This is a genomic window from Streptomyces kaniharaensis, assembly GCF_009569385.1.
GTDB classification, from domain to species: Bacteria; Actinomycetota; Actinomycetes; order Streptomycetales; family Streptomycetaceae; genus Kitasatospora; species Kitasatospora kaniharaensis.
Window position 1 is genome coordinate 4,726,068 of the sequence record NZ_WBOF01000001.1, and the last position, 17,359, is coordinate 4,743,426.

13 protein-coding genes are annotated in these 17,359 nt (G+C 63.6%); 11 read left to right on the forward strand and 2 right to left on the reverse strand.

What is annotated here, in order from left to right:
• Nucleotides 1-21 precede the first annotated feature (21 nt).
• Complete coding sequence (locus F7Q99_RS21365; protein ID WP_153463760.1) at nucleotides 22-183, reverse strand: hypothetical protein; 162 nt, start codon at nucleotides 181-183, stop codon at nucleotides 22-24.
• A gap of 300 nt (nucleotides 184-483) precedes the next feature.
• Between F7Q99_RS21365 and F7Q99_RS21370 the strand changes: the two genes are divergently transcribed.
• A complete protein-coding gene (locus tag F7Q99_RS21370) occupies nucleotides 484-1,956 on the forward strand; it encodes a DNA phosphorothioation-associated putative methyltransferase (RefSeq protein WP_153463763.1) in 1,473 nt (490 codons plus the stop codon).
• Here F7Q99_RS21370 and dndA read toward each other — a convergent pair whose 3' ends face one another.
• On the reverse strand, nucleotides 1,957-3,093 hold the full coding sequence (gene dndA / locus F7Q99_RS21375; RefSeq protein ID WP_153463766.1) for a cysteine desulfurase DndA: 1,137 nt from the start codon (nucleotides 3,091-3,093) through the stop codon (nucleotides 1,957-1,959).
• Between the two features lie 91 nt (nucleotides 3,094-3,184).
• On the opposite strand from dndA, the gene dndB reads away from it, so the two are divergent.
• The 10 genes from dndB (at nucleotide 3,185) to F7Q99_RS21425 (ending at nucleotide 17,329) form a co-directional block, all read left to right on the forward strand.
• On the forward strand, nucleotides 3,185-4,291 hold the full coding sequence (gene dndB, locus F7Q99_RS21380; protein ID WP_326846945.1) for a DNA sulfur modification protein DndB: 1,107 nt from the start codon (nucleotides 3,185-3,187) through the stop codon (nucleotides 4,289-4,291).
• On the forward strand, nucleotides 4,288-5,796 hold the full coding sequence (dndC, locus tag F7Q99_RS21385) for a DNA phosphorothioation system sulfurtransferase DndC (protein WP_153463769.1): 1,509 nt from the start codon (nucleotides 4,288-4,290) through the stop codon (nucleotides 5,794-5,796). Before dndB ends, dndC begins: the two co-directional genes overlap by 4 nt.
• Nucleotides 5,783-7,774, forward strand: coding sequence for a DNA sulfur modification protein DndD (gene dndD / locus F7Q99_RS21390; RefSeq protein WP_153463772.1), 1,992 nt, complete (start codon nucleotides 5,783-5,785; stop codon nucleotides 7,772-7,774). Before dndC ends, dndD begins: the two co-directional genes overlap by 14 nt.
• Entirely contained in the window at nucleotides 7,764-8,141 is a 378-nt protein-coding gene (gene dndE, locus F7Q99_RS21395) for a DNA sulfur modification protein DndE (RefSeq protein ID WP_153463775.1), read from the forward strand. Before dndD ends, dndE begins: the two co-directional genes overlap by 11 nt.
• A 361-nt stretch (nucleotides 8,142-8,502) precedes the next feature.
• Entirely contained in the window at nucleotides 8,503-8,976 is a 474-nt protein-coding gene (locus F7Q99_RS21400; RefSeq protein ID WP_153463778.1) for a hypothetical protein, read from the forward strand.
• Between the two features lie 100 nt (nucleotides 8,977-9,076).
• On the forward strand, nucleotides 9,077-10,813 hold the full coding sequence (locus tag F7Q99_RS21405) for an ATP-binding protein (RefSeq protein ID WP_326846946.1): 1,737 nt from the start codon (nucleotides 9,077-9,079) through the stop codon (nucleotides 10,811-10,813).
• 170 nt (nucleotides 10,814-10,983) lie between these two features.
• Nucleotides 10,984-11,703 carry a GIY-YIG nuclease family protein gene (locus F7Q99_RS21410; protein ID WP_153463781.1) on the forward strand — a complete coding sequence of 240 codons (720 nt, stop codon included), beginning with the start codon at nucleotides 10,984-10,986 and terminating at the stop codon, nucleotides 11,701-11,703.
• 87 nt (nucleotides 11,704-11,790) lie between these two features.
• Nucleotides 11,791-13,959 carry a ParB N-terminal domain-containing protein gene (locus F7Q99_RS21415; protein WP_326846947.1) on the forward strand — a complete coding sequence of 723 codons (2,169 nt, stop codon included), beginning with the start codon at nucleotides 11,791-11,793 and terminating at the stop codon, nucleotides 13,957-13,959.
• 335 nt (nucleotides 13,960-14,294) lie between these two features.
• Nucleotides 14,295-15,170, forward strand: a complete 876-nt coding sequence (locus tag F7Q99_RS21420; protein WP_153463787.1) for a hypothetical protein — start codon at nucleotides 14,295-14,297, stop codon at nucleotides 15,168-15,170.
• The gene (locus F7Q99_RS21425) at nucleotides 15,170-17,329 is read left to right on the forward strand and encodes a DEAD/DEAH box helicase family protein (protein ID WP_153463789.1); all 2,160 of its coding nucleotides are present in this window, start codon (nucleotides 15,170-15,172) and stop codon (nucleotides 17,327-17,329) included. The genes F7Q99_RS21420 and F7Q99_RS21425 overlap by 1 nt, the downstream gene beginning before the upstream one ends.
• The last annotated feature ends 30 nt before the right edge of the window (nucleotides 17,330-17,359 follow it).

A 17,359-nucleotide genomic window follows, 5' to 3' on the forward strand; every position in this document is an offset into this window, starting at 1 on the left:
AACGTTCACACGAACGAGCGATCACGAGCCGAGAGAAAAGGGACTTAACGTCCACTGAAGCAGCTCGACCAGCAGGTCGAGCTCTCCATACTCCTTGAGCGCGTCCTCAAGGTCCTCTCGCAGCATCTGCGCAGGATCGGTCGAATCGACCCTGGCCAGGAGCAGGCCGTCAAGATCAGCCACTTCAAACCCCATCCGCCGGTGATGGCAAGTGCGAAGGCCAGTCTACGAGGAGTGGGCCGGAAGATCGGGAAGAACGCCCACTCCTGACGTTGGCCTCGTTGCCGGAGGGACCATCATGTGTCAGTGCCTGCCCGCAGTTGAGCTTGAGCGCTCCACCAGACGGCCTCACCGCCTCGACCGGGCCCGCTGGGTGAGGCGTCCTGACCACTGCCTCTTCGGGTGATCGTCGTGCATCTTGACCACACTGTTGCCGGTCCGCCCGTATGCTCTCGGCATCGCCTGAGTCACTGGTGGGGTGGCATGCGTACAGAGTGGGGTACCGAACGTCGGTTGACAGCCATCGGTCGCACGACATTGTCTGCGCCCGCTCGTCAGGCGCTCGTGGATCGGCAGATCGTCCCGGGCATGAGCGTGTTGGACTATGGCTGCGGGCGTGGTGGTGATGTCCGGGGCCTGCAGGAGATGCAGTTCGATGCCTCTGGCTGGGATCCGTACTTCTATCCCGACGGCAGGCAGGAACCCTCAGACGCGGTTCTCCTCACGTACGTCCTCAATGTGATCGAGGATCCGCGAGAACGGCGTGAGACGTTGCTCCGAGCGTGGGAGTTGGCGAGGACGGTCCTGGTGGTCTCAGCCCGGCTGACGTGGGAGAAGAGCAAGGTCCGTGGCGATGAGTTCGCTGACGGCATCCTCACCAGCCGGCAGACCTTCCAGCATCTGTTTGGCGCGAGTGAACTGCGTGACTTCGTTCAAGACACCGCTGGCGTCCGGTGTGTGTCGGCGGCCCCAGGGGTGGTGTATGCGTTCAAGGATGACCAGGCCCGTATCGCCTTCCTGGCACGGAGAATCGTCCCCGATGCTGAGTGGCTGGTCTCCGACGACAAGGCTTCTGCAGGCGCAGCGATCGTCGACTACCTCGAGAAGCGCGGGCGGTTCCCGCGGCTGGAGGAGATGCCGACCCAACTTGCAGAACTGCTCTCCCACTTGCGTGAGGCGGACCTGCATCGCTTGGTCAAGCGCTCCGCCGACCCTGAGAAGGTCGTCGCAGGAGTCGGTCGGTCTACCCTCAACACCCTCCTCTTTCTCGCGGTCGAGCTGTTCAACGGCCGGGGCCCGTTCGGAAGTCTTCCGCTGTCCGTCCAGCTAGACATCAGGACCTGCTTCGTGTCGTACAAGGAGGCATGCCAGCGGGCCGACCGACTTCTGCTGAAACTCCGTGATGACACCTACATCCGCGGAGCCATGCGCGCCTCGGCAGCCGGCAAGTTGACGCCGAGCGCCCTCTACGTTCACCGGCGAGCGGTGAGCCGGATCCCCACCGTGCTGCGGCTGTACGAACACTGCGCTTCGATCGCGGCTGGGCGGCCAGCCGAGTGGAGTGTCCTGAAGCTCCGGCATGAGGGCCGGGCCGTCAGCTGGCTCGACTACCCGGACTTCGACACCGACCCACATCCGAAGCTGGTGTCGTCGTACTCCGTGGAGATGAAAGGCCTCGACACCTCCTACGTCTCCTATGTCGACTCGGCTAACCGGCCGCTCCTGCACCGCAAGCACGAGTTCCTGGCAGCCGACGACCCGGACGTCTCCAAGTACCGCAGGCTTACCGAGGCTGAGGTCCGCGCGGGGCTGTATGAGAAGCCACACCTAATCGGCACCGAGAATGGTTGGGAAGCCGAGTTGGTGCGCTGCGGCCGGGCCCTTCGTGGGCACCGGCTGGTACGCCGGCGTGAGGCACAGACTGAAGCCGGCGTACCAGCCGACGGATCGAGCTGATCAACCTTGGAATGCGGAAACCGCCGCAGCGATTTCCTGAGCTTCGAGGTTGTCCGTCTCCGCGGGGAACCATGACAGCCGCAACCCATTCGCGGCGATCTCCTCCGTCAGACCCATCGCCGTGAGGACGTGGCTCGGCGTGTAGGACGCGCTTGTGCATGCAGATCCGGTCGCAACCGCAGCAATCTCTTTGAGCCGGACGATCAGGGCTTCTGCGTCCACCCCCTCAAACGAGACATTGAGGATATGAGGCACCCGGTGTTCCGGGTTGCCATTGAGGTGGTACCGCGTGGAGCCAAGGGCATCGAGCAGCTGTGAGCGGACCTTCTCCGCGCCGGCGAGCCACTGCTCGTGCTCCCTGCGGAAGATCTCCTCCGCTTTCGCGAGACCGACTACCAGCGGCACCGGCAGCGTCCCCGGACGAAGCTTCCGCTCCTGCCCGCCACCGAACATGATCGGTTCGAGCGGGATGCGGTTCCAACCGCGCCGCCGGGTCAGCAGCCCGCCGATGCCCTTCGGCGCGCCGATCTTGTGCCCGCTGATGCTGACCATGTCGATCGGCGCGGTGAGGTCGTCGGGCAGCTTGGCAAAGCCCTGGGCAGCGTCGACGTGGAGGAACGTCGGCGACTCGCGGAGGAGCCGGGCGAGCTCGGCAACCGGCTGGATCACTCCCGTCTCATTGTTGACGTGCATCAGCGAGACCAGCAGGGTATCCGGGCGCAACCGCTCCTGGATCGCCTGCACGCTGATCCGTCCGCTGCTGTCCGGCTTGAGGAAGTCCACCTCGAAGCCGCGCGTCTGCAGGTGCTCCAGAGGCTCAAGGACAGCCTTGTGCTCGATCGCCGACGTGATGATGTGGCGCCGCCCGGACTTCTCGCCATACGGCGCTAGACCGAGCAGGGCGATGTTGTTGCTCTCAGTCGCGCCGCTTGTGAAGATCAACTCATCTGAGGACGCGCCAAGTTGGGCAGCGAGCTGCTCGCGCGCTTGCTGTACCGCCTTCTTTGCTCGCGTTCCGTACTCGTGCGTGCGGCTTCCGGCGTTGCCGAAGTCCTCCGTCATCCAGTGGAGGACGACTTCGGCGACACGGGGGTCAACACGAGTAGTAGCGGCGGCATCCAGATACGTTACCGGCATCGTGGCGGTCTCCTCGGCGCTTCCCGTACAGTACGTTTCCTAGATAACGTACAGACACGATACAGTGACGGCTGAGGCGAGAGGCGCGTTGGTGGCAGGCGAGACGACATCTGTCGGCTTCGAGTACGTGTTCCCGGCGATCCGCGGAGTCCAGGCGGGGCGAGAGTTCTTCGTCTCCATGTGTCCTCTGCGCCTGATCCCCAAGATCTTTTTGTTCGATGAGGATGAGATCGCGCCTGAGGTTCGGGCGCAGCGGGTACTGAACAAGGGCAGGCTGCCCGCTCTGAGTCGGTACATTCTGGACAATCCGGACGACTACGTCTTCAGTGCCCTCACAGCTTCGATCGATGGAGACATCCGCTTCGAGAGCATCGCTGAAGCGGGCACCGGAATGCGGGCCGGTCAGATCCGCGTCCCCATGGCGGCGCGGTTTCTGATCAACGACGGGCAGCACCGTCGGGCCGCCATCGAGCTGGCCCTCAGGGAGAACCCGGACCTAGGTGACGAGACCATCGCGGTGGTCTTCTTTCACGACGCGGGTCTGGCTCGCTCTCAGCAGATGTTCGCCGACCTGAACCGCCATGCTGTGCGTCCTTCTCGATCGATCGGCGTCCTCTACGATCAGCGCGACGACCTTGCCAGCCTGACTCGCTTGCTTGCCATGAAGTCGCCTGTCTTCAAGCAGCAGGTTGAGATGGAGAGCAGCACGCTCTCTGCACGCTCCCGGAAGCTATTCACGCTGAGTGCCGTGCACTCGGCGAACCAGGCACTCCTCCAGGGCATGCAGATGGAGAAGGAGCAAGCCGACGTTGTGGTCCAAGCCTTCTGGGAGCACGTCGACGGGCTCATCCCCGAGTGGGACATGGTCCGCAAGCGGACACTGACTGCCCCAGACGTCCGCCGGGACTACATCCACAGTCATGGAATCGCGCTCCACGCGATCGGCCGAGTTGGGAACGCGCTGCTACGCGACTCGGTTGTCCCTTCCAAATGGAAGCCGCGCCTGGTGAAGCTCTCGTCCGTCGACTGGGCGCGCTCCAACCCTGACTGGGAGGGCCGAGCGATCATCGGCGGCCGCGTCTCGAAGAGCCACACCCAAGTAACCCTGACCGTGAACTACCTGCGCCGCGCGCTTGGCCTCCGACTGTCGCCGGAGGAGCAGCGAGCCGAGGACGCGTACAAGCGAGGAGATGCATGAGTACCCCGACACGACGAGCCGCGCCGTTCGAGGGCAGCAGTCTCGACGCGGTCGTTGCGGAGCTGACCGAAGAGGTCCGCGAGCTCTACACCGCGGACGAGGTGCCGTGGGTGATCGGCTACAGCGGAGGCAAGGACTCCACGGCAATCCTCCAGCTCGTCTGGCTTGCGCTCAAGGAACTGCCCGTCGAGCAGCGCAAGAAGACGGTCTACGTCATCAGCACCGACACGCTGGTCGAGAATCCCATTGTGGCCTCGTGGGTCAGTCAGTCGCTCGAGACGATGCGCCTGGCCGCCGAAGAGCAAGCGCTGCCGATCGAGCCGAACCGCCTCACGCCGGCCACGAAGGACACCTTCTGGGTCAACCTGATCGGCCGCGGCTATCCGGCGCCGCGTCCGAAGTTCCGCTGGTGCACCGAGCGGATGAAGATCAAGCCGTCAAACTCATTCATTCGACGCATTGTCCGCCAGCATGGCGAGGCGATCATGGTGCTGGGCATTCGCAAGCAGGAGAGCCAGGCTCGCGCCCGAGCGATGGCCAAGCACGAGAAGCGCCGTGTGCGGGACCGGCTCTCGCCCAACGGGAACCTGCCCAACTCGCTCGTCTACAGCCCGATTGAGGACTGGTCAAACGACGAGGTATGGACGTTCCTGATGCAGCAGGCCAACCCTTGGGGCTACTCCAACAAGGACCTGCTCACCATGTATCAGGGCGCCTCCGCAGACTCGGAATGCCCGCTGGTCGTCGACAGCTCCACGCCGTCGTGCGGTGACAGCCGTTTCGGCTGCTGGACCTGCACCCTGGTGGAGCAGGACAAGTCGATGGCCGCCATGATCCAGAACGATGAGGAGAAGGAGTGGATGCGACCACTCCTCGACCTGCGCAACAAGCTGGACGTCAGTGATGACAGCCACCTGCGGGACTTCCGAAAGATGAAGGGCAACATCCAGCTCTTCGGTGACCGCATCGTCCACGGCCCCTACACGCAGCAGTCCCGCGAGACCTGGCTCCGAGACCTGCTCGAAGCCCAGACCTGGGTACGAGCCAACGGCCCGGAGGAAGTGCGGAGCCTTGAGCTGATCACCATGGCGGAGCTGCACGAGATCCGCCAGCTCTGGGTGTTCGAGAAGCACGAAGTCGAGGATTCGCTCCCGCGCATCTACAAGGAGAAGACCGGAGAGGACTTCCCTGGACGGCCCTTGGACGAGCACCTGACGCTTGGTGCGGACGAGATCGACCTGCTGCGGGAAGCGTGTGAAGGGGACGAGCTGCTGTTCAGCACCGCCCGCGAACTCCTGGCCGTGGAGCGCCGCTTCCGTACGATGACCCGCCGCTCTGGACTGTTCGAGGAATTGGAAAAGAGCGTCAAGCGAGGCTTCTTCCAGGACAAGGAAGACGCCCATGCCTGGGCGCTGAAGAAGAAGCAGCTGCGCGAAGAGATCGCCGAGTACCTGCCGCTCATCGAGGACAGCAAGGACGAAGAGAACGCCGATGCTCCTGCGTAACATCACCCTGGAGGACTTCGGCGCCTACCGAGGCAAGCAGTCCCTCGACCTCACCACCCGCCCCGGTAAGCCGATTGTGCTCATCGGTGGGTTGAACGGCTGCGGCAAGACGACGCTCCTGGACGCGCTGCAACTCGTGCTCTACGGACCTCGCGCACGCTGCAGCGGACGGGGCAATCGCCCCTACGAGGCTTACCTTCGAGACTGCATCAACCGCAAGGCTGACCCGTCGCGCGGTGCGGCGCTCACACTCGAGTTCTCGATCACTGTCGAGGGCAAGGAACGCATTTACAAGCTGACTCGAAACTGGGTGGCGAACGGCAAGACCCTGCATGAATACGTCAACGTCAAGGTTGACGGCGTCTGGGACCGTGTCATCAGCGAAGGCTGGGCCAACCACGTCGAGGACCTACTGCCCCTGGAGATCGGCTCGCTGTTCTTCTTCGACGGGGAGAAGATCGAATCTCTGGCCGACCCCGAGCGGGCCTCGGCGGTCATCCAGTCAGCCGTGCACTCGCTGCTCGGAGTCAACACCGTCCAGCAGCTTCGGACGGACCTCCTCGCTCTTCAGCGCAGGCAGAAGCTCGCTGACGAGGAGCAGGAGGCCATCGACCAGATTCGCGAGTTGGAGGAGCGTCACGAGGCCGTCCAGGCCGAAGTGGAGCGCGCGCAGGTGCAAGCGGCTTCACTGCGCTCCGCCCTGGGCACAGCCAAGAAGAACATGGTGCGCGCGGACGATGCCTTTGCCCGTGACGGCGGGGAACTGTTCGAGCGCCGCAAGGAGCTGGAGGCCCGTCGTAAGGATGCGGCCAAACACCTGACCGCCACTCAGGAAGCACTCCTGAGCATTGCTGCAGGCGTGCTGCCACTGCGCCTTTTGACTGATCAGCTCGTTGCCGTCCACAAGCAAGCTGCCGTAGAACAGGAGGGCAACGAGGCCGCACAGATTCTCAGCGTCTTGGTTGCCCGCGACCAGGAGCTGCTGGCCCGCCTCGAAACGCTACTGCCCAAGGATGACCTGGGAGCGTTTCGCGAGCACCTGGACTCGGATCGCCAGCAGCGAGAGCACAGCAGCAAGGCTGAGCGCGTCCTCAACCTGACCCCCGACGGGCAGACGCAGCTCGCTGGGCTTGACCAAGTTCTGACTCACGAGCAGAAGCGCGCAGACGAACTGCTCGCGCTCGCCGCAGACCAGGCGGCAACCGTAGAAGCACTGGACAGGCAACTGGCCGGTGTTCCCGATGAGAAGCTGATTGCCTCCCGCCTGGAGGACCGCGAGAGCGCACGCCAGGCCCTGCACCGGGCCGAGGCGTTGCTCGCGGGCGCCGTAGAGGCTCACAGCGCCGCCAAGAGCCGCCGCGATGCGTTGAAAACGCAGCTGGAGCGTGCCCACGATGCCAGGGTCAAGAGCCTGGTCCGGGCCGAGGAGATCGAGCGGATCGTCGCCTACTGCGACCGCCAGCGTGAGGTGATGGACAGGTTCGGCGATGCGCTGCTCAAGCGTCACATCAACCGGCTTGAGGTAGCCGTGCTGGAGAGCTTCTCCCGTTTGATGCGCAAGCGGGGCCTCGTCCGCGATCTGAACATCGATACGGACCGATTCCGGCTGACGCTTGTCGATTCCGAAGGTGAGCCGCTGGATCCAGGGCGCCTGAGCGCCGGCGAGCGGCAGCTTTTGGCAGTGTCCCTGCTCTGGGGGCTGGCGCGTGTCGCCGGAAACTGGCTGCCCAGCGTCATTGACACCCCGCTCGGCCGCCTCGATAGCCGCCACCGGGAGCATCTCGTCGACCGATATTTCCCACACGCCAGCCATCAGGTGTTGCTGCTGTCGACCGATGAGGAGATCGACGAGCACCTCCTGAAGCGACTCAAGCCCTCCATCGCACACACGTACACGCTTGTGCACGACGACACCACATTTACCACCTCGGTTGAGCCCGGCTACTGGTGGACCTCCGGAGCAACGCATGTCGCTTGATACCGTCCGCCTCTCCCAGCCGGCCCGCGACCAGCTCGTGCGTCTCAAGCGCACTACGGGCATCAAGCACTGGAACGTGCTCTGCCGCTGGGCGCTGGCCATGTCGTTGAGGGACCCCTCCACCCCGCTGGTGAAGGACATCACGACGGACTCCAACGTGGAGATGAGCTGGAAGACCTTCGCGGGCTCCTACGGCGACATCTACCTCGCGCTGCTCAAGCAGCGCTGCGCGACGGATGGCGATCCCCTCACCGACGAGTCGATCAACCAGACCTTGACCGTCCACCTCCACCGCGGTATCGGCTACCTCGCTGGCAACAAGGAGATCCGCACGATCAGAGAACTGGTGGGCACAACCTCAGACTGACTGACTCAGCTCCAACGAAGAGAAGTTGACGGCCGGTCTGCCTCACACACTGTGGGGCAGACCGGCCGTCGCCGTCACGGCGCCCAGTTGAGCTGCGGCCCTGGACGGGGCCACCAAGTCGCGGAACTTGCGGCTGCACAGAGCGTTGAAGATTTCCCACATTCCCTTGCAACGACCTTGCGTGTCACCCGACCTGACAGGTTGAGAGCACGATCCAGGCCGACGAGCCCACAGTTGGAGCAAGTCCTCACGGGCTGTCAGGCCGGTCCTCTATGCTCAGAACCACAAGTCCACAGCACTGCCTCCTCTTCGACCGCGAGCCACCGCATGGGGCCCGCAATCAGACACCGGAGCGCACTACATGAAGATCAGCGACGAGGTCGTGGCTGCCATCGATGCTTTGCAGAAGCAGGCGATGCGCACGGGCGACATGTACCAGTTGGACCGCATCGAGCGCGCCATCGATGAGCTCCTGCGCAACCCTGGGGACGACAAGACCCCTGCCCGCCATCGCGTGCGCTCCGCGCTCGCCCACGCCTACGAGCTCCTGCAGCGTCGTAGGGAGATCGCGCCCCAGGGCGAGCTGTGCCCTGAGCGGGAGACGGTCGGCTACACCGAACAGGGCTACCACCAGGTGGAGCTGCTGGAGTTGATCCGCGTCGAGCCGTCCTTCAAGCACGCCGACCGGGTGATTCTCGGGCACTTGGTCCTGGGAGCGGACGCTCTGACCCTTGCCGAGAAGTACGCCGTGCCGGTCCCACGGATGCGCGAACGCATCAGCCGTCTGCGGTGTACTGCCCGCAAGGCGTGGCCGGATCTAGCTCTGGCTGCTTGAGAATGCCCTTCCTGTGTCTGGCAGTTCAGCCGCTCGCCGAGGCGCAGATTGCTCTGATCACCCAGCTGGGTCTGCCAATGCAAGGCCGAAAGGATCACCAGTGAGCACTACCCCGTTGTTCTTGTCACCCGAGGATTCTCGTGCCAGCCTCATCCAGGTTGATAAGGCTCTGGAATCCATGCGCGATGCCGGCTTTGACCTGACTGCAGCCGCTGGCGAGCCCCTGGACAACTCGATCGAGGCTGACGCCACGATCCTGCGCGTGATGCCGGTGTACTCGCAGGACCGGAAGTCGATCGACGAGATTATCTTTGCTGACAACGGAACGGGCATTGACCCGGCGGTCCTTCACCACATCCTGTCCATGGGCTACAGCACTCGATACGGCCAACGGCAAGGGCTGGGTCGCTTCGGAGTTGGTCTGAAGCTTGCTGCGCTGAGCCTGGGCGAGCGCCTAGACGTGTACTCCAAGCGGGCGGACGATCCCCGCATCTACCACAGCTATATCGACCTCCATGACATTCAGGCGGGCAAGCAGCTGTACACAGCGACAACGATCGCTGAGGACTGGCCCAAGCACGCGCGAGACCTGATGTCGGACGAGCGAGGTAACCCGTTTGTCTCTGGGACCGTCGTGATCTTCGGGAAGATCGACCGCTTGAAGGGCGGTGGCCGCTACGGAACATCGCTCCAGGAGAAGGTCAGCGACCTACGCAAATTCATCGCGCGGGCCTACCGCAAGTTCATTGACACTGGCCGGACGTTCGAGCTCGAGGGCAAGGTCGTGACCTTGCACGACCCCCTGTTCCTCATGGACAACCCACGGATCATCAGCCACTACAAGCCGCGTGACGTACGGGGCACGGTGGTGGAAGAGTCCGACTTGCTTGTCGACGGACACAAGGTCCACGTGACGGTCACGCTGGTTCCCGAGGAGTTCCGCTACTTTCGCGGTGCCGGCGGTGAGCACGACATGGATGGGCGCGACATCCGCGAGTTCCAGATCAATGACGAAAACGCTGGCAAGCTCAGCATCCTGCGCAACGGACGCGAGATCTACTACGACCTCGTCCCGAAGCTCCTGCCCGGTGGGCGGACCGACAAGGTCAACCGCTACATAGGGATCGAGGTCAGCTTCCCTGCTGAGCTCGACGACTTCTTCCAGGTCAGGCACGTCAAGCGCGGAGCGGAGCCGGTCAGCAAGCTGCGCGAGGAACTGCGACTGTGGCTAGTCCGGCCGGTGCGCAAGGCCCGCGCAGACATCAAGGCGTTCTGGAACTACCAGGACACCAGGAAGAAGATCGAGCAGGGCGCGCATGCAGACAGCATGGACACAGCAGCCAACGTCGAGTCGCGATTCCCCAAGGGCGTCGCCGGCCGCCGTGTCACGCTCGAGAACGAGCAGCGGATCAAGGATCAGACGATCGAGGACCTCCGGCTGGATCCGAGTGACCCGGAGCACCAATCCAAGATCGAGCAGATCCTGCAGCAGATCGACACCAAGCCGGTCACCATGCTGGACGGGGCCTGGCCGGGCAAGGAGCTGATGGAGATCAGTCACCTGAACGGCAGGTCAGTCACAGTGCTCAACCACCGGCACCCCTTCTTCCGGGACGTCTACGCGCCCATCAAGCGGGTCGCGGACGAGGGTACAGACGACATGGCCCCAGAAGACATGATCGATCTCGCTCGAAAGGCCGAAGCTGCAATCGACCTGCTCCTCATGGCCTTCGTCCGGGCAGAGGCGACTCAGACAGAGCCCGAGATCTTCGATGGTCTGCGGACCCAGTGGGGCATCTTCGCCCAGGAGTATCTGAAGGAGAAGTTCAAAGACTGACTCAGGCTCGACCGACTGGACCGGGGCTCCTCGGACGGCAGTCGACTTGGGCATAGGCCCCCCACCCACGACAGACGCCTGGCCTGTACCTCAGCGGCGCCGCCAGCACACGCTCCGGGGATGTACATCAGCTAGCCAGAACCGCAGCAAGGATCGAGGATTCGCACGCTGTGACAGACGCCCTCTCGCTCATCAATTTCTCGATGCGCGACGTCGATCAGGCACCCGAGTCGCCGGGGCTCTATGCCTGGTACGTCAGTTTTCGTGCGGGACCGCACGATTGGAAGATCAAGCCTGGCCCCAACGGTGACCAGGCCATCGAGGGGTTCCTGAACCTCCTGCGCAAGTACGCCGGCTACTACGAGCCGCTCCCGATCGGACTGGCCGGGCGCGGAGCCTACGGAGCCAAGTGGCAGGGCTCCCTTGAGCTCGACTACCCGCTGCGTGAGCCCCAGGACGAAACTCGGGTTAACGAGGACGACGCCGCGAAGCGGCTGGATATCCTGATGGACTCCTTGGACACGGAGGACCGTCGCCGCATCATGGCGACGATCCTCCAGCGGTCGGCACCGGTCTTCTCCGCGCCGCTCTACATAGGGGTCGCGGAGAACTTGCGTCAGCGCCTCAGCCAGCACCGTCGCGACTACACGAAGAGCTACGACTGGCTCCGTGACCACCCAGAGGACGCCGAAGAGGTTAAGGCACGCGGCAAGTCCTTCGGCGCTCGAGCAGCCGCACGCAACATCGCGATGGAACACCTCGAGGCGTGGGTCATCGACCTGGCCGACGAAGAAAACGACGAAGTGACTAAGAAGCATCTGCGGAACACAGCGGAGTCAGCCGAATGGCTGCTGCACAGGCTGTACTCGCCGATTCTGGGAAGGCAGTAGAACAACATGTTCGGCTCAGGCAACACGCTGACGTTCCGAGACTATGTGCAGGGCACGTGGGGCAGCTTCACTACCCCCGCCGGTCGCGTGGACTACATCATGACAAAGGCACGTCTGGGAGAGGACTCCGACGCGCCCGAGCGGCAGCTCACCAAGAGCCTGGCGCCGGTCCGCGAGGTCATGGAGGCAGGAGACCTGGACTTCAACCAGCTCCTCCAACGCGATCTCGACGACCACCGGGTCGCCGTCAAGCTCATCCCATATCTGCTGAAGCCGCAGCAGACCGGCCCTGCGTTCTTCCCCCCGATCGTGGCCGTCCTGCTCCCCTTTCGGAACCAGCGGCCTTCGTCCTTCGCCAGCCTCGGCGAGCCCACTGTTGAACCCGAGGACGGCGTGGATTGGCAGCAGGAGCGAGCCGGTAATTCCTTCAAGGTGCAGCGCCTGCTGGACAACAACAAGCGCCTCCACCCGGCCAGTGTCGGCAAGCTCTGGTGGAACAAGATTGAGGCACAGCTGGTCGTGCTCGATGGCCAGCACCGGGCCATGGCCCTGCTCGCTGTCGAGCGGACTATGACGAATAGCTGGCAGAACTCCGGTGGCGCCCGGTTCCGTTCGTTCTACGAGAGCCAGGTCAAGCAGGCGCTGCAGGAGGCGCGCCAGGACGCGATCGATCTGGGCAGGGTCGAGGTACCCGTCACGGTTTGCTGGTTCCCGGAGCAGACGGGTGAAGATGCGAAGCCGCACGAGGCCGCACGCAAGCTCTTCGTGGACGTCAACAAGGAGGCACGTCCGCCGTCCAAGTCTCGGATCATCCTGCTGTCAGACTCCGAGTTGAGCAATGTACTCACCCGTAGGATGCTCAACGAGCTGCGTGGTGGAGCGGACGAGTCGTACCTTCCTCTGTACGCGGTTGAGTACGACAACCCGGAGGTCAACTCCACCAGGCCAGCTCGCTGGTCTGTGCTGACGAACATTCATCTGCTCAAGTCCGCGGTGGATCGCTGTGTCTTCGGGCCGTCCAAGTACCTGACCGACGCTGGGCAGAGGTTCGGCCCCGGACGTCCCAAGCAGGTAGAGCTGGACTCGTTTATGCGCGACGAGCAGCTCCGCCTTATCGAGCTGTTTCCGGGCCAGTTCGAGGACGGCGGCTTCACGTACCACCGTGACGGCATCGGCAATATCAACTTCCCTCTTGGGCAGGTTGATGTCATCAGCGACCGTTTCGCCGAGACGTGGGGCCGGGCCATCCTCACTCTGCTTTCGAAAACCGCTCCCTACGCGGCCCACGCGAAGGCCCTAACGCAGTTGAAGGACGCCTGGCATGTCGACGACACGCACCTGACCCTGGCACGCGACGCTCTGTTCAGTGGGGTTGGCGTCTTTTGGACGCTGAGGGATAGCTACGAGCACTTCCAGGAGAACAGGGACCGCGGTGCCAAGGCCGCCAAGTCCGACGTCATAAGGGCGTGGGAGGCGCTCAAGGCGCGTGAAGAAGCCTTCGAGAACTATCGTGTCCAGGCATTCCTCGACTCAGGTCGGGCGATCAGCTTGAAGCAGTCCAAGGCCGCCTACGCGGTGTTCAACACGCACGCTTGCCAGCTCGGTCTGGCAATGACACTCGGGTCGCTGTGGGAGCTCCGCAAGAGCCAGCCCGGTGTCGCGGACCTGAAGGACCTGCCAGCGTTTGCTGACGCCTTGGTAAACGGGTGGAACGCCTACTTCTCGCAGGAGCAAGGCAAGGCTCGTGACCGCAAGCTGGCCTTCATCAAGGCAGACGGCGTCATCACCCACCCGCTGAACCAGATCGCGAACATGGATACCCCGCAAGCCGTGTACTTTCGGTACTTCTGGATGCAGGCGCTGAGCACGCCGGTGGCCTGGGAGCACGTGGCCGACTGGTTCAGCGGACGGGACGGCTTCGACCAGATGCTTCGGGCCGCCCGCGGACTCTACCTGGACTTCTGCGTGGAGCAGCAGACCAAGGCGTTGAAGACCAGTAAGCAGGTTGCTGAGCCCAAGATCGACGAGGAGGCCCTGAGGACGGCCAGCACCTCGCTCAAGCGGGCTCTGCGCGACTGGTTCTATGTCTCCGACGACGAATACGATCAGTGGTTCGCTTCGCGAGATGTGAAGCCTGTGACCCAGGAACTTCCCAGTAGCGCTGACGACCTCGACCCCACCACTGACGAGGACTTGGCGGAGGTCACGGATGAGGACGCCCCAGCCACCAGCGTGAACGATCTGCTTGGCGATTGACCGAGCGCGAGTGGCTGCGCGGCCTCACGTTCACGCCGCGCGGCCTCTACCTCAAGAAGACATGCGATCCTCTCGCCGACGCACTTTAGGTCGTTACGATGCCTCCTCTGCCATCCCCGCCTAACAAAGAGCATGCTGCTGAGACAGCCCGCGCGGACTCGCCCCGTCCGAGGACTGCCATCCAGAGCCCCGTCAACGTGGCGTCAGCATCGCTGGCGCACCTGGGAACCGAGAGGCAGGGCGACGAGGGGTCTCAACAGCCCTTGTACGGACTTCTCGACCAACTAGCGGCGGAGATAAGCACGTACGCTCCTACCTCGACCTTGGGCTCACTCTTGCGTAGCAACACCGAGCTGCTACCCGCATCGCTTGGCATCCTGCTGAACCAGCTACTCGACGTGACCGTACGCAACGGCGAGTGGGTGGTGTCGGCGAGCCGATCCGAGCCGGCGACGTCCCGACCAGAAGAGCGTCCTGAACTGGACGATGAGATCTTTGCGATTCTCGCAGGTGCTGCAGGTGGTTTGACGACCACCCAGATCATCGAGCGTCTCCGAACCCCCGCAGAGCTGTCGGCAGTCCGCGGGATCCTCTTCAGCGCCGATGAGGTGGCGATTGCTGCGGGCGGAGGCTGGGTCTACTCCGCTAAAGAGACGTCGCAGCCGGCTCTGGATCCGGATGCGTTGGTACCCGCGCCTGCGGAGCCGGTCATGGAGGATCAGTCTGCGGTCCGTCGCCTCAGCCGGTTTGCAGTGCGAGAGGAAGCGTCTCGGATCCTCCAGGAAGCCGACTGTCCTCTGGGGACAGACATGCTCGTGGCGCGGATGGGTGCGGTGGATTCGCGCATGGTCAAGGAGACACTCAGCGTCGACCAGCGCTTCGTGCGCAGCGACATTGATGCCTGGGCGCTGACGGCATGGGGGATGCGTCCCTACACAACGGTCAAGGAACTCGTCGGCGAGGAGCTGGACAAGGCCGGTGGCGTCATTGAGGCGTCTCGGCTCGTCGGAATCCTGACCCGCGAATTCTCGATCAAGGAGTCGACTATCCGGCAGGCGATGTCGTCGGCGCCGTTCTGTGTGAAGGCCGGAGTGGTCCGACGCCTGGCTGACGTTTCTACGGCCAGCGGCCTCCCTGAGCAGCTGGTGATCGAGGACAAGTCGACAGCGGGGCTGTCGGCAGAGGAACTGATGAGGATGCTGGGGCTCTGATGAAGAAGGGTCAACTTCCGCTGCGTACAGCGGGCTTGCAGAGCGACTACCGCAGCGATCGCTGCGACATCGTTGAGGACTTCTACCTTCCGGCTCTCGCGGCTTCCATGTCCTACGACCGGGCGGTGGGCTACTTCACCGCCTCGGTGCTCTCGGTGCTCGGCCAGGGTTTGGACGAGTTCGCAGCCCGTGGTGGTCGGATACGCATCGTGGCCTCGCCGCAGCTGCGCCACGAGGACGTAGAGCAGATCCGAGGCGGGTACGCCTTGCGGACAGTCCTCGAGAAGGCTGCGTTGCGCGACCTCCGGGAGGCGTGCGAAGACCCGCGGGCTGCGAGCGGCCTAGGGAAGCTCGGACTGATGGTGGCCGACGGGTTGCTCGACCTCAAGCTGGCGTACGTGGCCGCCGCTGGGCGGATAGGCATGTACCACGAGAAGATCGGGATATTCCGCGACGAGCGCGACCTGGTCGCCTTCAAGGGCAGCGCGAACGAGACCCTTCCCGGCCTGGTCGGCAACTTCGAGTCCATCGAAGTCTTCCGCAGCTGGCACATCGAGGATGGTCAGCGGGCCCAACGCATCAGGCGCGACTTCGATGACCTCTGGTCCGACCGGACGCCACTCCTGCGCGTCATTCCCTTCACCGCGGCGATGAAGTTGCTCACGGAGGAGTACGCACAGCGGACAGGCAACCAGGCGCACCTGGAGCCGCTGCCCATCGACGGCACGACCATGGTCCTACCTCGACCGGACACCGACGGAATGCTCGTCATCCCCGAGGAGCTCGATGTCCGGGACTACCAGAAACAGGCAGTCCAGAGCTGGTTCGACAACGGCTTCCGCGGCATTCTGCGCATGGCGACCGGCACGGGAAAGACGCTGACGGCTCTGTCGGCAGCAGCACAGTTGTCGAAAGGCCTGCGACGCAAGCAAGCTCAGGCTGCGCTTCTGACGGTCGTGGTCGTGCCGTTCCAGCATCTGGTTGACCAGTGGTCCACGGACATCGAACGATTCGGTATGACGCCGATCCGAGCCTACGAATCCACGGACTCCTGGTATGGCAAGGCGGCGTCTCTGCTCGATGCTCTCGCTCTCGGTACCAGCCGTGGTGGGGTACTCGTCACGACCAACGCCACCTTCAGCGGAGATCCCTTCCAAAGCATCCTCAGGCGCCACCGAGGGCACTTCCTGCTGATCGCCGACGAGGTGCACAACCTCGGGGCCAAGCGGCTTCGAGAGCGTCTGCCCGACTCCGCCACCTATCGCCTCGGTCTGTCCGCAACCCCGGAACGCTGGTTCGACGACCGCGGTACGGAGGCCCTTCAGGACTACTTCGGCAAGGTCGTCTTCGAGATGGGCATCGGCGACGCCATTGGGGCCGGCGCCCTGTGCCGCTACACCTACACGCCGGTGGTGGTCGAGCTGGACGGGGAAGAGACCGAGCTGTACGGCGAAGTCACCGAGAAGATCGCAAAGATGCTCGCCGTTCAAGAATTCAGCGAGGACGGCGACGATGACAGCCCGCTCGGCATGCTGTTGCGCAAGCGCGCCAACATCCTTGGCCACGCGCGGGCCAAGCTGCCTGCCCTGCGTGATCAGATGATGAAACGTCGTAGTGAGTGGTTCCAGTTGCTGTACTGCGCGGAGGGCCGACACCCGCTCGCCGATGGCGAGTACGGAGATCCTCATGAGCCCAGCCAACTCCAGCAGGCCGTCAGGTTGGCTGGCGAGAATCTGCGGATGGCCTCGGCGAGCTACACATCCGAGACCCCCCGGGAAAAGCGCCGAGAGCTCTTGCGGCGGTTCAGTTCGGGGGACGACCTGCAGGTGCTGCTCTCGATGCGGTGCCTCGATGAGGGTGTGGACGTGCCTGCGGCTCGGACTGCCTATCTCCTCGCTAGTTCGTCCAACCCGCGACAGTTCATCCAGCGACGAGGAAGGGTGCTGCGCCGTGCACCGGGCAAGGAGTACGCGGACATCGTGGACTTCATCGTCATCCCGCCTGAGCAGACGAGTGAGCTGCACCGAGAGACCGAACGACGCCTGGTTGCACGAGAGTTGGCTCGGGTCACTGAGTTTGCCCGTCTGGCCGAGAACGAGGCTGACACCTTGGACATTCTGCGCCCGTTGCGCCTGCGGTTCGGGCTCCTGGACACCTGAAGCGGCCGAGATTTTGATAGGGAAAGTGAT

What these genes read in the sequence shown, in the direction of transcription:
- dndD (WP_153463772.1), top strand. Translation starts at nt 5,783, where the DNA reads ATGCTCCTGCGTAACATCACCCTGGAGGACTTCGGCGCCTACCGAGGC.
- dndA (WP_153463766.1), bottom strand. Translation starts at nt 3,093, where the DNA reads ATGCCGGTAACGTATCTGGATGCCGCCGCTACTACTCGTGTTGACCCC.
- dndE (WP_153463775.1), top strand. Translation starts at nt 7,764, where the DNA reads ATGTCGCTTGATACCGTCCGCCTCTCCCAGCCGGCCCGCGACCAGCTC.
- F7Q99_RS21370 (WP_153463763.1), top strand. Translation starts at nt 484, where the DNA reads ATGCGTACAGAGTGGGGTACCGAACGTCGGTTGACAGCCATCGGTCGC.
- F7Q99_RS21425 (WP_153463789.1), top strand. Translation starts at nt 15,170, where the DNA reads ATGAAGAAGGGTCAACTTCCGCTGCGTACAGCGGGCTTGCAGAGCGAC.
- dndC (WP_153463769.1), top strand. Translation starts at nt 4,288, where the DNA reads ATGAGTACCCCGACACGACGAGCCGCGCCGTTCGAGGGCAGCAGTCTC.
- F7Q99_RS21400 (WP_153463778.1), top strand. Translation starts at nt 8,503, where the DNA reads ATGAAGATCAGCGACGAGGTCGTGGCTGCCATCGATGCTTTGCAGAAG.